Below are 13,587 nucleotides of genomic sequence, written 5' to 3'. Positions count from 1 at the left end.
ATTAAAAGTCGTCGAAACTGTCGAAACCGTTTGCTCCGCTCGGGCTGCTGGCCTTACCTGGCGCTGGCTTGCGCTCGGCATGGCTGGCACCACGGGCGGTTGATCGGCCTGTGCCTGTGTCAAAGAAACTCATGGCTGTGTTCAACATGCTGGCTTGGCCACTCATTTCCTCGGCTGTGGCAGCCAGCTCTTCAGAAGCCGCTGCATTCTGCTGGGTTTGCTGATTCAAGCTCATCATGGCCTGGTTAATTTGCGCCACTCCATTGGTTTGCTCGTTCGATGCAGCCGTAATTTCCTGCACCAGGTCCGAGGTGCGGTTAATCGCGGGCACCATTTCCTGCAACAGGCTGCCAGCACGTTCGGCCTGTTTCACGCTACTGCTGGCCAGGTCGCCAATTTCCTGTGCAGCCACCTGACTGCGCTCAGCCAACTTGCGAACTTCCGCCGCAACCACTGCAAAACCTTTGCCGTGTTCGCCGGCTCGGGCTGCTTCAATGGCCGCGTTCAAGGCCAACAGGTTAGTTTGGTACGCAATGTCATCCACAATGCCAATTTTGTCGGCAATCGCTTTCATGGCATTCACGGTTTCAGTCACCGCGCGACCACCCTCTTTCGCCTCTTCAGCGGCCTTGGTCGCAATTTGATCGGTCACTCGGCTGTTCTCGCTGTTTTGCTTGATTGAGCCCGCCATTTCTTCAATGCTGGCAGATACCTCTTCAACACCGGCAGCCTGGCTGCTGGCGCCTTGCGACAAGCTTTGTGAAGTTTTGGAAATCTCGCGTGCGGCATTGGTCAGTGAATCCGCATTGCCACGCACTTCCTGAATCACATCGCTCAAACGATCAATGGTGGTGTTCACATCGTCTTTCAACTCACCGAACAGGCCTTTGTAATTCGCAGTGATTTTTTGGGTCATATTGCCGTTGGCCAGCAACTTCAGCACGCGGCCCACGTCTTCCATGCCACTTGATGTGGTGCTCAACAAACCATTGACGCTCAACGCCAGATTCTTGAAGAAACCTTCCTTGTCATTCTCGCGAATGCGTTCGCTGAAGTCGCCGTCACAGGCGCGGCTTACGATTTCGGAAATCTCATTCTGAATAGCCACTTCTGCGGTTCGGTCTTTCCATTCCACAACATAGCCAAGACGCGTTCCGTTGTCGTCATCGATCGGATTAACAATCAAATCAAATGTGCGGCCACCCACTTTCAGCTGAGTCTTGTGGGTACTCTTCAGGTTACCCAGCATGCCGCGCTGATGCGCAGGGTTCTTGTGGAATACATCGATGTTGGTGCCAATAATTTTGCCCGCATTGAAATTGGGCAAGTCTTTCCGAATGTCGGATTCAGCACGACGCAACATGTCAGTCAAAGACGCATTGCCATACACAATGTTGAATCCAGCATCGGCCAACATCACGTTCACCTCTACGTTTTCCAGGCCGCCCAGGGCACGTCTGTTGAATGTGGCACGCAATGTCGCTTGTGTAATGTCTGTTGCAAACTTGACCACTTTGAAGGGTTTGCCGCTCTGATCCATGATGGGGTTATAACTGGCTTCAATCCAGATCTCTTTGCCGCCCTTGCCAATGCGTTTGTACTGGCCTGCATCGTATTCACCACGGCCAAGTTTGTCCCAGAAGTGGCGGTACTCAATCGTGCTGCTGACTCCAGGCTCAGCAAACATGCTGTGATGCTTGCCCTTGATTTCATCCAGTGTGTAACCCACAGCCCTCAAGAAGTTTTCATTGGCATGAATGATCGTGCCGTCCAGCTTGAATTCAATCATCGCCTGGACTTTACTCACTGCCGTCAGCACCGACTCCGCCTCACTTAATTTCTTCTGCAAGACCTCTACAGCCTCGGCCTGCTCTGTTAATTGTTTTTTATTGAAAAGATCAAAAGCGCCCATGTTCGTTTTCCTTTGTAAAATTACGCGTCGGCCTGCTCAAGGCTTTGGCTTGGAACTGCCGGTTGTTCAATGGCCTGCCGGCTGAATTCCAGCTCCGCCGTTTTTGTTGAAATGCTGCTTACTTCCGTGATCAATTTCGGTACATCAATGATCAGGGCCACGTCACCGTTGCCCATGATGGTGGCCCCGCTGATTGCCCTGTTTTGTTCGAACAGATTGCCCAAGGGCTTGATCACTGTTTGTGATTCCCCGTGCAGGTAATCGGCCACGATGCCTGCCCGCACACCACCAAAACTCACCACAATGATGTTCTCGCGTTTTGGGCGTTTTGCATTGGGGTGAAATACTTTGCGAAGTCGTACACACGGCAGGAATTCGCCGCGAAGATCGTAGTGAATGTCCATGCGGTCCTCGGTACCCAAGGCATCGACGGGCAGTTCAAGGCATTCACGCACATACGAAAGCGGAATCACGTACACCGATCCGCCAACGCCGATCATGAAACCATCGATTATCGCCAAGGTCAGCGGCAATCGAATCTCGAACGTACAACCATTGCCTGGCCGTGAACGCACCTGCACTGAACCGCGCAGGGCTTCAATGTTTCGCTTCACCACATCCATGCCGACACCACGACCGGAAATGTCGGTCACCTTGTCTGCAGTGGAAAATCCCGGTGCAAAGATCAGCATGTTGACTTCGGTATCGCTCAGCGTTTGGTCGGGCGTAACGATGCCCTTCTCAATCGCTTTCTTTAAAATTTTCTCGCGTGCCAGCCCACGGCCATCGTCATTCACTTCAATCACAATGTGTCCACTGTCGTGATACGCATTCAATTGCAGCCGGCCTGTGGCAGGTTTGCCAGCGGCCACACGCTCTTCCGGTGTTTCAAGCCCATGGTCCAGTGCGTTGCGCACCAAGTGCATCAGAGGGTCGCCAATTTTTTCAACCACTGACTTGTCCAGCTCGGTGTCTTCACCTGAAATTTCCAGTTGAATCTGCTTGCCCAAGCCCATGGCAGTGTCGCGAACCACACGTTGAAAACGCTGGAAGGTTTCGCCAATTTGCACCATGCGCAGGCCGAGTGCACCATCGCGAATTTCTTCAATCAAACCAGCCACGGCACTGGTTGATTCCAGCATGGCAGTGTGGTTCAAATGTTTGGCTTGTTCTACAGTGCCGGCGTTGGCAATCACCAACTCGCCCACGAGATTGATCAACGCATCCAGCTTGTCGGAAGGCACTCGAATAAAGGAACTCACCGGTGTGGCCTTGCCTGTTGCCTTCGACTTTCCAGAAGCTGTGGTAACCGCATTGCCTGTGACTTCCATCACTTCAGGCAACGCTTCTTCCTGTGGTCTCGGAAAGCCTGCTTCCTGCAACAATTCAGCAGCGCGTGCTGCACCTTCAGGCAGTGCACTGACCAGCGCGTCCCATTGCTCAGGGGTGCAACTGTGGGAAAGAATGCGAACCCGGCTTTCTTCAGTCAAGAACTCAAACGCATCTTCGATACCAGCCTGACCTTTGTCGGTCACAAAGCGCAGTTCAAACCCCAGGTAACACGACTCTGCATCTAAGTCAGCAAAACTGGGTAGCGCGTCCAGCACAGGGATTACGGCTTGTAACTCGCCGTACGTTTCCATGTATGAAAAAATGGGTGCAGGATCAAAGCCATCGCACAAAGTGCTGCGCCCCAGCCGTACCGATACATGCCAGGTTTGCTCGGTGTTATTCACCTCAAGCGGCCTTGATGGCTGGATAGCGTCTGGTTGGTCTTCTTGCAAAAGGTAGGCTTTTAAACGGGCAGTCAAGCCCGCCTGCGCAACAGCCATGTCGGGGCTGACATGCTCAGCATCGCCACCGGCCTCTATACAATCCACCAGTTCTGAAATGTGATCGCGACACTCCAACACCAGCGTGCTCATGTTCGCGTCAAATCCGATTTCTGAATTGCGCACGCGATCCAGCACGGTTTCAAGGTCGTGCACAAAGTGCGTAATCACCAGCAGGCCAAAAACTCCTGCACTGCCTTTGATGGTGTGCGCAGCACGGAAGGCCGCATTCAGCACTTCGGTGTCGTTGGGGTTTTGCTCCAGCTGTAGCACATAGCTTTCTACTTCAGCCAGCAACTGCCGTGCTTCGGTGAAAAATATGCCGCGCGAGGCATCAAGGTCCAATTCAAAGGCCATGCCTCAGTTCTCCAAAAAACCAGCGTTGATCCAGGACTGAACACCCAGGCGCGCAGCCTTCATGGCCACTACCTCGGACGGTTTGGTCCAATGCACACGCAAGTTCACTGCGGGGTCGTTTTGAATGGTCACCAACATTTGCATACCCGCCGTGTCCACTTCCTGGCAATTGCTCAAATCAAGCACCACTGAAATTCCTTGATTCAAGGACTGACGAATCACCTCAACCAGGCCCGCACAGTCTGCAATCGTCAAAGTGTCCAAAGCCACTTGCGTGTGCTTACACGTTGCGATGCTGTTTTCCATGTCGTTCTCAAGTTCTTCTTGCATGATCAGTTCGCTGTGCATGTACATTCTCCCTGTGGCTTCACGCCACCAATTTGTTCACTGCTGCAATCATCTGTTCCGGTTTGAACGGCTTCACCATCCATGCTTTCAGGCCTGCGGCCTGCCCTTCACTTTTCAGCTTGTCATCCGATTCCGTGGTCAGCATGATGATGGGCACGAACTTGTAGGCCGCCATCTTTTTGACTTCGCGTACAAAGGTCAAACCGTCCATGTTCGGCATATTCAAGTCGCTCACGATCAGGTTGATTTTTCGACCATCCAGCTTGGTCAATGCGTCTTTGCCATCACATCCCTCCACCACATCAAAGCCCTGACTTTTCAGGGTCATCGATACCACTTGGCGCAGGGAGGTGGAGTCGTCCACAATCAATACGGTTTTGCTCATACAGGTTCTCGTTCTCTGATGTTTAGAAAAAAGTCAGTTCATCGCTGCTGGCAGCGGGCTTGGCAGTAGCGCTGGCGCTGCCTTTGCCGCTGTGGTTCACACGCTCTTCGGCCATGGTGTATTTGCGTTCAAGTTCATGCATCAGCGCGGCCACGTTCAAGGCCTCCAGGCCCGTATTCAATTGGCTTTTCACCTGGCTCAAGCTGTCTTGCACATGCCCAAGAATTTGAGACACACGGTCTTGAAACTGAAAATGCACCACTGCGTTGTTCAAACTGGAGGAAACCTGATTGGTGTTGGCGATAATCTGCTCGCTGGCTTGGTGCAGAGGTACGGTGACTTGCTCGAATTGCTCCACTACACCACTCAAGGTTTCACTGGCCTGGCTGAGTACCTTTTCATCACTGCTTTCCATGCGCGCGGCACCGTCGCCCGCTTTTTTTGCAGCAGAGGCAATCAGTTGCACCCGCTCGCGAATCTTCACACCGGTTTCAGCAGACAACATCGAGAGCTTGCGAACTTCGTCGGCAACAATCGAAAAGCCTCGGCCATCTTCACCGGCCCGGGCTGCCTCAATGGCGGCATTCAGCGCCAGCAGATTGGTGCGCGCAGCCAGGTTCTCGACGGATGCAGCCATCTTGGCCAACTCTTCTGTCGAGGAAATAAAGCCTTTCACCTCTTGCATGATGGTGGCCTTCTCATCGAATGAATTTCGAATGCTGCTCAACATGCCATTGAGGCTTTGTGCCACGTGATCCGCCAAACCATTGCCGCTGGAGGTGTTACCCAAAACATGCGCGGCACCTGCAGCCACGCTCACGGTGTCATTCAGCTTGCTGTGAATTTCGGAGAAGGCTTCGGCCAGGTTCACAATGCCCATTTCCATCTGCGAATTCGCAGTGCTCAGCTGGCTGTTCAGCGTGGGCACCCACATGTCAGCCAAATGACCCAACTCTGCTTTTTCAACGTCTGTTTTGCTCAACTCGGTCACTGTTGAAGACAAGGCATCAATTTCTGCCTGCAAGGCAAGTTGCTGCTTCTTGCCCATTTCATGAATGGCCAACGCACACAACAACAGCGCGGCGCTGCCAAAGGCCAGCGGCCACACACTGTTTTGAATGAATGCACCCAACACCAGAATTCCGACTGATGCGGCAATCAAGCCCATGGGCACCAAAGCCTGGTAGTGCAGTGCATTTTTATTGTGTTTTTTCATGAACAGAAATTCCTATCAGTTGTTTGACTGGGCACACTGCGGGTTCAATGGGTGCGGGGGAAGACTCGAATGCCTCATACCATCCATTGCAAAAAGCGCCATGAACAGTGAGGTAAGCGGTGGCCACCCAGTGATGGAGAACTTGCAGGAATTCGATCAGGGTGCTGCGCATAAAGGCCTCCATAGGACCACTTTGTTAAACGCAGTGAACTTGAATATTTCACGCTTAAATAAAGTTTGCGCTGATACCCATGTGGGCAATAGGGAGAAAAGAAACGGAAAAGGGGGCCAATATTGGGTTAATGCACTTGGGGGAATGCTAAAAAAGGTGAACTGTGTGAACAAATGTAAAAAACCCGCTGCAGGAGCGGGTTTGGGGGAAATTCGCTGAGAACTTTATTGGGCTGCGGAAGGCCTTAATGTCATACCAAGGGGCCCTTTTATGGTGCCGTCCTCATTCAGATCGTAAATAGTGGTTTCACCATCGCTGGTGATTTTCACTTTTTTGTCTTCAACCACATAAGCAGCTTCGCGGGTTACACCCATGGTAGACACATATACCGTGCCGTTACCCTGAAACTCATATTTCTGCAAACCCAGGTCATCTTTGTAAACACCATCCAGGTTGTTACCACATGCCGTCAACAAACCGAGCAAACCCAGCATGATGCAAGCTTTATGAATGTTCATGCTTCAAATCCCCTATCTAGATCAAGCCGTCCAAAACTCCTGCAAGGCCTTGGCCGTGCGGATCGGAATTTCAACCATGGGCAAGTGCCCCACGCCGTCAAAAAGTAACACATCCGCATGAGGAATAATGGCCTGGTAGGTATAAGCGCCGGTGTAATGTACAAGTCGGTCTTCTTTGCCCCACATGATCAAGGTAGGCGCCTGTGTGGCGGACATGCCTGGACCATTGGGGTTGGGCGCGTTCACGAACATTTGATGAAACAGGTGTCGGTTGACATGGCGGCGATTAATCAGGTCTTGCGCCATGACAGGGGCCAGGGCCAGTGCAATGGCTCGGTTGTGGATGGCCAGGCTCATCAGTGTGTGTGCACCAGCCAGGCTTTCAACAATCATAGGGTTACGACCTTCTTTCAAGCCAGCCTCGAATCGGGTGTGGTCACTGCCCTTGCCGCCCGCCGGGTTCATCAAGCACAAGGTTTGAACCAGATTCGCATGCCGGCCCGCCAACAAGGCAGACACCAAACCCCCCACGGAGTTACCTACCACATGGGCTTTGCCCGGCACATGGTTTTCAATCCAGGAAGCCACACGGGCCACTTGGTCGTCCAGCCCATAGGGCACGTTGGCATTGAACTGGCTTTCTCCCCAGCCCGGCAAATCCAGAACAAACAAACGGTGCTGTTTCAACAGAAAGGGCACCAGTGACAACCAGTTTTCCTTATTCGATGCAAAACCATGCAGCAACACCACGGGTGTTCCTTCGGGGTTACCGCCCTCCAGCCACACCAGTTCATGATCAAGTACGGTGGCCTGCTGGCGTTTAAGGCCAGATAAACCGGCATGCAGCCTATTGATCAAAGGTACCGCACTGCGGTTTTTCCATTGGCGAATCTTCAGGCCATGTGGCGGACGAGCCAGGCTCAGGTACTTCGGAGCAACATCGTCTAGAAATGCAAGCTCAAGATGGTGCATTCCGGCGAACTCCGTGCCAGTGCTTACATTGCCCATGAATCATAACCTCCGGTGTAAATCAAACGTTTGTTTGTTTTATCGACTGTAACATCGAGTGATGTAAAGGTATGGGCATGATGCCGCGCTGTCAACGATAAAAATAGAGGGGTTTTTACTAATTCAGCGGCGAATTCAGTCTTCGTAGGGCTGTATGCCTGTGGCGTTCAGTAAATAGGCTGCGTCGCCAAGTTCGCTGCTGAACTTGCTTGCAGTCAACTCGCCCCAAACCCAGTAAGCCTGCATTGCGCCCACTGCAGGCTGAGGTTCGCTCAATTTGACATGAATGATCTGGTTGGCTGGTGGCGGCGGTGTGTGAATGCAGGCGCCAAAATACGGCACCAGCAAAAGTTCATCCACGCCCTTCTCGCTTTGCTCGATCGGGATGGCAAACCCAGGGATGCGCACCTTTTTTCCGGTGTAGGCAGGGTTTACCGGGGCATCATTCCAGGCCTTGCGCATTTTGTCGAGGGCCTCTTGGGCTTTGGGGTCGTTGTCCTGCAACTCAGCGATGTTCATGCCACGAAATGCAGCCATGGGGTCCCAATCGGCGGGCATCAAATTGTCCCACTGCAATTCGGGAAATGCGGGGTCGAATACTGCAGCTTTCTTTCCGCCTTTGTCGGCACTGCCAGTGAGCCGGTCTCCAACAGCGTATTCGCTGTCAGTCGAGGCTGTTTCGCTTGAAAGTTGGGCCAGTGTTTGCTCCAGTTGGGTAGCACCTTCCGCATTTTGGGCAGGTTTGCCCAGAAACCAGGAGGCAAGGCCATAGCCCAGCGCGGTCAGTACCACCACCGCAACAACCATCACAATCACTTTGCCAATTTTCATGAACAACACACCTGCAAATTACTTGATTTCGAATCAATTTGTTTTGGGGTTTAACCCATCTTGCAACTGGTTTCGATAAGCCTGAAATGCAGGCACCAGTCCTAACAGGCTGCCAAAAGCAGCAAAGGCAACGACCGCCAACAAACCCGCGCCAAGTTCACCCACGCTCACGAGTTGCAAACCAAATTGTGCCTGAACCCAGGGCGCAAGTGCAGCACCGCACAGCGCAAGTGCCAATACACCCAAGGCAACCCCCACCCACATCACCAAAGCGCTTTCAAGAAACAACAAACCAAACACCGTGCGCGGCCCGGCACCCGTTGAACGCAACACGGCCAGTTCGCGCCTGCGCTGCCCGAGAGTCACCAGCATCACACTGGTCAGCCCCAATGCACTAACCACAGCCACCAGCGCTGCCACAAACAACAACACCCGCTCAACCACACCCACGGTTTGCCACAAGGTGCTCAAGGCCACGCCTGGCAAAATCGCGCTAAGCGCAGCATCGGGCCTGTTTTCAAGTTCACGCTGCATGCGAAAAACACCCGCCCGGTTGTTCAAACCAATCAACACTGCGGTAACCGACTTGGGCTGCAAATTGAACTTGGTTACATATTCAGCCGGAATTTCAGCACCTGGTACTGGTACGCCAGCGGCCCAATCCACGTGAATGGCCTCCATGCCCGCCAGGCTGATGTGAACACTTTGATCCACCGGGGTGCCAGTGGCTTGCAACACACCCACCACAGTAAAAGGTTTGTCCGCATGACTGGGATCAGTTTGTTGAATTTGCATGCCGTGGCTTAATGCGATTTTGTCGCCCACCTTGTGATTCAAGCGTTTGGCTACCTCGGCGCCCAATACGGCTTCAAACAATACGGCGGCTGGTTTTCCAACGGTGTAGTCTTCAAAAGCCCGGCCCTGTGCAAATTGCAGATTTTGCCGTGCGCCGTACAAAAACCGATCGAAATAAACGGCCTTGGTGCCCACCACGGCAAACCCTTGGTAAGAATCGCCCAGCGCAATCGGCAACGCCGACTTCACGCGGGGGTCTTGTTCCAACCGCTCGAACTCGGCATAAGGCACATTGCGCGTGGCCTGGCCAATTCGAAACACGCTGTAGAGCAACAGAGAAACCGGGCTTGTTTGCGCACCGACAATCAAATCAGTGCCTGCCACTGCATTCGAAAAACTGGCCTTGGCACTTTGCCGGGCCAAATCAATGCCCAGCAACAGACAAGTCGAAGTGATCACACTGAGCAACAACAGCAACAGGCTGCCCTTGCGGCTCCAGGCGCTTCGACTGGCCAACAAAAAGAGTGTTTGAATCATGCTTGCCACTGCCCCATGTGCTGGCGTTTTGCGCAGTGCTGCGCCAAATTGGGATCGTGACTGACCAACAATACGGCCGTGTTTTGTTCAGCGGCCTGTGCTAGCAACAATTGAACAAACTGGGCTTGGTGGCCGGCATCCAGTGCTGAAGTGGGTTCGTCGGCAATAATCAGATCGGGCTGGCCGATCAAGGCTCGGGCAGCGGCCACGCGCTGCTGCTGCCCAACCGACAAGGTAGACACGGGTTGATCCAGATACTTGCCCATGCCCAGGCCGTTCAACAACCGCTCAGCGGCCTGCCGCACAGTGCCAGCTTGCGCCATGGCGTTTTGCTTGCGGCGCTTTGAAAACTTGCAGGGCAAAGTGACGTTGTCCAGCACACTCAAATAACTCAACAAATTGAATTGCTGAAACAGAAAACCAATGTGATCCACCCGAAGCGAATCGCATCGGCTGGCGGACAAAGCGCTTAGGTTTTGACCCATCAAACTGACATGGCCGCTTTGTGGCAACAACACGCCTGCCATCAAGTTCAGCAATGTGCTTTTTCCACTGCCACTGTTACCTTCCAGAAACACAGTGTCCCCGGCCTGCATGGAAAACTCTGGAATTCTTAGTTCAAATCCGCTGCTTGCGTATTTGAATACAAGGTTGTTGCAGTGGAGTACTGCCAAGGTCATTGCACCACCAATGTGCTCTGTTTGGGGGTGAGGCTTGCGCCAACCTGTCCCTTCGGAAACAAGGCCTGCACTTCAATTTTTTCGAATCCGGAAAACTGTCGAAAGACGCGCACATCGATCACCTTGAGTTTGGCAGGCTGCTCGCATTCGAATTCATAAGAGGCCCGAAAGTCGGAATGCCCGCTGGCATCCTCGTGATGCTGATGATCATCTGCCGCACCATGGGAGTGGGGATTCAGAATTTCAGAGTACAACTTGTGACCAGTGCGTTTGCACTGTGCTTCGGGTGAAAAGGCAAACAGGCCATTGGCTTTCAGCAATGAAACTACCCGACGGGCCTTCACCTTCTCAGCATCTGTTTTGGGCGCTCGTTCAAACCCCAACACATTTTCAAGCGGGGAAGACAGGCTGATGAACAGGCCGTTGCCATCCTGAACAATTTCAAGTTCGCCCTGGCCATGTACATGTGCAGCATCATTGTGTCGACTGCTGGCCTTTCCATGATCGTGCGAATGGCCATCGCTGCCATGCGCCATGGCAGTGGTAGCAAACAACGCGGCTACGGCAGTAGCGGCAAGTTTGCCCCACACGGATCGAACTTCGAACTTTGTCATGAGTGTCCCTTCGTTGTATTTCATAGTCTCGCCCAATAGACTCACCACCGCTGCAAGAGGTTCCCGAATCCAACACCAGCCTACACGGGGCCGAACTCGCGCCAAAAACCCTTGTAAATTGCCTGCTCTGCATCGCCACGCTTTTCGAGCGGACAAGCCAGGCGAACAATCATTTTGTGGGCAAGTTCATTGTAGGCCTGCCAAAACACCTCGGGTTTTGCACTGGGCAAATCGACGAATTCCGACACTTCGATGCGGTCGAAATACTGGTCTGCCTCTTCCACCCAACTGGCGGAAACAGCATTGGCCACTTCCAATGCAACTTGCTCAGCCCGGGCCGTGTCGGCCTTAAAAGGCAAAATAATTTCAATCGTGTACAAGCTGAACTTGCCCAGCATCGACAAATGCTTGATGGTTTGGGTCAACACCAGTGCATTGGGCACCGCAAGGCGGCGGCCAGTGTATTTACCAGACATACCGATTTCAAACAGCTTGGTGCTGAGCAAATCAATATCAATCACCCGGCCGTTTTGCGTGCCTATTTCAATGTAGTCGCCAATTCTGAATGGCTTGGACAGTGAAATATTCACATAGCCCAACAGGCTGAGCACCACTTCCTTGCCGGTAATAATCAGCGCGCCGGCAATGGCCACCACACTGAGAAACGCACCCGTAATTTGCGAGGCCCACACCGAAATCAACAAGAAAAACACAGCCATTCGAACCAGGTTTTTCAGGAAAACCAGTTGGGAACGCGCTTTTTCAGGGTGATAGGGGTGAAGTTTGCGAAGTGACCAGGACAGCGCCCGGTTCACAAAAAAACCGCTGGCCATCAACCCGAAGGTGATGGCCAATTTGAACAAAAACAAAGCGGTGGGGTCTTTGAGTAATTCCATCCCGCTATGGTAACAGGGGAAGGCCTCCAATCAAGGGCAGACCACCGCCCGAGGTGTTGCCCTCTTGGCAGGCATCGGCGTTTTCATAGCTTGAATCAATGACCTGATCAATCCACTGGCTGATCAATGCCACGCCCTCGGTGTGTACCACGCTGCGTGCCAAAGGCGGCATTTTCGCAGCAAGTTCAACGGCCTCTGGACCCATGCGGTACGGCACGATGGAGTCGCTCGACATGGCTGGGTGAATGTCGTAGGTGCGGGTACCCCGCCCTTCTGAACCACTGGCAGTCGGCTTTTTACAAATGCCGTAGGTGCTGTCCACTGCCCGGAACACATCCACATAAAAACCGGTGTTGGAGGCCTGACCATTCACGTTGTGGCAATGCGCACAATTCACTTCAAGGTAAGCGCGTGCACGGGCTTCAATGTCGCCTTTTGAATTGGCGGGCATGCCTGAATCACCCGGGTTGTTGAACTTCGGAATGTGGTTCACATTGGTGGCCACCTGCCGCTGATCCAGATTAAAACTACTGGGGCAACCATTCATCAAGCCGGTTTCACACATGAACTTCAACTGGTTTTTACCATTGACCGGGTGTTGGGCCTGCCCTGTGAACATGGGCGACTCATTCAGATAAGCCCGGTTCAAATTGCGTGGTTTGGGGCCAATGGGTGCTGAGCCTGGGTCCACATCGTTGTTGCTGTGACAAATGGCGCACTGGCTGGCATTCGGGAACATGTAGGCGGCCGTGCTGCCGGTTTGGCGTTTCCCAGAATCCACGTCCACATAATCCCAGCTAGCCGCAGCACTGCCGCCAAACTGGGTGAGCACCGCCTTGCGTTTGCCATTGCCAGCATCTTGCCAAATGTACTCCAGCGCCTCCCAATAGTTTTGCCCATCGGTGCGCTGGCGTTTGATCAACAAGCGGGTTTCATAAGGGGTTTCGCGTGCAGCGGGTTGATCCACAAACGAGAAGGTTTTGGCAATGATGGTGCCAACCGGGAATTCAATGGTGGAATTCACGCGGCTTTCCTCATCCTCCAGGAAGCGGGCCTGCTTGCCTTCCGGAATAAACATCACCCTGTGTTTGATGGAATAATCACTGAACAGTTTGCTGTTCAGGACATACGGCATGCCCTGCCCGTTGGGTCTGCTGGCAGGGTCCTGGTCATTTGCAAACAGGTTGTACTGCGCCAGGTCGGGGCAGTTCACCTGGGCTGCGGCTTCATTCACCACACCGGCTTTCAGGGGCACTTCACACAAGGCCTTAACTGCTTCGGCCGTGGGTTCGGGCGCAAACTGGCCACTGGGCACAAAAGGCTCGAATTCAAAATCGGGCAAGCGCGGCAGGTCGGCGCCAAAACGGGCCATGCAATCGTGTTTGCTTACATCGAATTCGCTGGGCAACAGCGGAATACCGGTGGCAATCGACTGAATGTATTCAAGCGACAAATTGGCAGTGGGGTCGCTGGTGTTCAGGTTGAT

Annotated in this window: 14 protein-coding genes; all 14 read right to left on the bottom strand. The window is 53.1% G+C overall.

Features of this window, described 5'->3' with window-relative positions; all coding sequences use genetic code 11:
- Nucleotide 1: 1 nt before the first annotated feature.
- On the bottom strand, nucleotides 2-1,912 hold the full coding sequence (locus LMED105_RS13900) for a methyl-accepting chemotaxis protein (RefSeq protein ID WP_008252467.1): 1,911 nt from the start codon (nucleotides 1,910-1,912) through the stop codon (nucleotides 2-4).
- A gap of 20 nt (nucleotides 1,913-1,932) precedes the next feature.
- Nucleotides 1,933-4,101, bottom strand: a complete 2,169-nt coding sequence (locus tag LMED105_RS13895) for a chemotaxis protein CheA (protein ID WP_008252466.1) — start codon at nucleotides 4,099-4,101, stop codon at nucleotides 1,933-1,935.
- A 3-nt stretch (nucleotides 4,102-4,104) separates the two neighbouring features.
- The gene (locus LMED105_RS13890) at nucleotides 4,105-4,449 is read right to left on the bottom strand and encodes a lipid asymmetry maintenance protein MlaB (protein ID WP_198006863.1); all 345 of its coding nucleotides are present in this window, start codon (nucleotides 4,447-4,449) and stop codon (nucleotides 4,105-4,107) included.
- A gap of 19 nt (nucleotides 4,450-4,468) precedes the next feature.
- Nucleotides 4,469-4,834 (bottom strand): response regulator, encoded by a 366-nt coding sequence (locus tag LMED105_RS13885; protein ID WP_008252462.1) that lies wholly within the window; start codon nucleotides 4,832-4,834, stop codon nucleotides 4,469-4,471.
- A gap of 22 nt (nucleotides 4,835-4,856) precedes the next feature.
- Complete coding sequence (locus LMED105_RS16530) at nucleotides 4,857-6,050, bottom strand: methyl-accepting chemotaxis protein (protein WP_008252460.1); 1,194 nt, start codon at nucleotides 6,048-6,050, stop codon at nucleotides 4,857-4,859.
- Nucleotides 6,034-6,222 carry a hypothetical protein gene (locus LMED105_RS16845; RefSeq protein WP_156799707.1) on the bottom strand — a complete coding sequence of 63 codons (189 nt, stop codon included), beginning with the start codon at nucleotides 6,220-6,222 and terminating at the stop codon, nucleotides 6,034-6,036. The genes LMED105_RS16530 and LMED105_RS16845 overlap by 17 nt, the downstream gene beginning before the upstream one ends.
- A gap of 224 nt (nucleotides 6,223-6,446) precedes the next feature.
- The gene (locus LMED105_RS13870) at nucleotides 6,447-6,740 is read right to left on the bottom strand and encodes a hypothetical protein (RefSeq protein ID WP_008252445.1); all 294 of its coding nucleotides are present in this window, start codon (nucleotides 6,738-6,740) and stop codon (nucleotides 6,447-6,449) included.
- A 21-nt stretch (nucleotides 6,741-6,761) separates the two neighbouring features.
- The gene (locus tag LMED105_RS13865) at nucleotides 6,762-7,748 is read right to left on the bottom strand and encodes an alpha/beta fold hydrolase (protein WP_008252444.1); all 987 of its coding nucleotides are present in this window, start codon (nucleotides 7,746-7,748) and stop codon (nucleotides 6,762-6,764) included.
- 135 nt (nucleotides 7,749-7,883) lie between these two features.
- Entirely contained in the window at nucleotides 7,884-8,579 is a 696-nt protein-coding gene (locus LMED105_RS13860) for a DUF3299 domain-containing protein (protein WP_083797217.1), read from the bottom strand.
- Between the two features lie 33 nt (nucleotides 8,580-8,612).
- Nucleotides 8,613-9,911 carry an ABC transporter permease gene (locus LMED105_RS13855; protein WP_008252442.1) on the bottom strand — a complete coding sequence of 433 codons (1,299 nt, stop codon included), beginning with the start codon at nucleotides 9,909-9,911 and terminating at the stop codon, nucleotides 8,613-8,615.
- Nucleotides 9,908-10,591 (bottom strand): ABC transporter ATP-binding protein, encoded by a 684-nt coding sequence (locus tag LMED105_RS13850; protein ID WP_008252441.1) that lies wholly within the window; start codon nucleotides 10,589-10,591, stop codon nucleotides 9,908-9,910. Before LMED105_RS13850 ends, LMED105_RS13855 begins: the two co-directional genes overlap by 4 nt.
- Nucleotides 10,588-11,205: a DUF2796 domain-containing protein gene (locus tag LMED105_RS13845; protein WP_050771252.1), complete on the bottom strand. Its 618-nt coding sequence runs from the start codon at nucleotides 11,203-11,205 to the stop codon at nucleotides 10,588-10,590. The genes LMED105_RS13850 and LMED105_RS13845 overlap by 4 nt, the downstream gene beginning before the upstream one ends.
- 80 nt (nucleotides 11,206-11,285) lie before the next feature.
- Complete coding sequence (locus tag LMED105_RS13840; RefSeq protein ID WP_008252437.1) at nucleotides 11,286-12,101, bottom strand: mechanosensitive ion channel family protein; 816 nt, start codon at nucleotides 12,099-12,101, stop codon at nucleotides 11,286-11,288.
- A gap of 4 nt (nucleotides 12,102-12,105) precedes the next feature.
- The coding region (locus LMED105_RS16935; RefSeq protein WP_008252435.1) for a hypothetical protein at nucleotides 12,106-13,587 on the bottom strand (1,482 nt) is incomplete at its 5' end.

The organism is Limnobacter sp. MED105 (assembly GCF_000170915.1).
In the GTDB taxonomy this organism is placed as follows: domain Bacteria; phylum Pseudomonadota; class Gammaproteobacteria; order Burkholderiales; family Burkholderiaceae_B; genus Limnobacter.
Note: the sequence above shows the minus strand (reverse complement) of the source record. Positions and strands in the feature narration are given on the sequence as shown.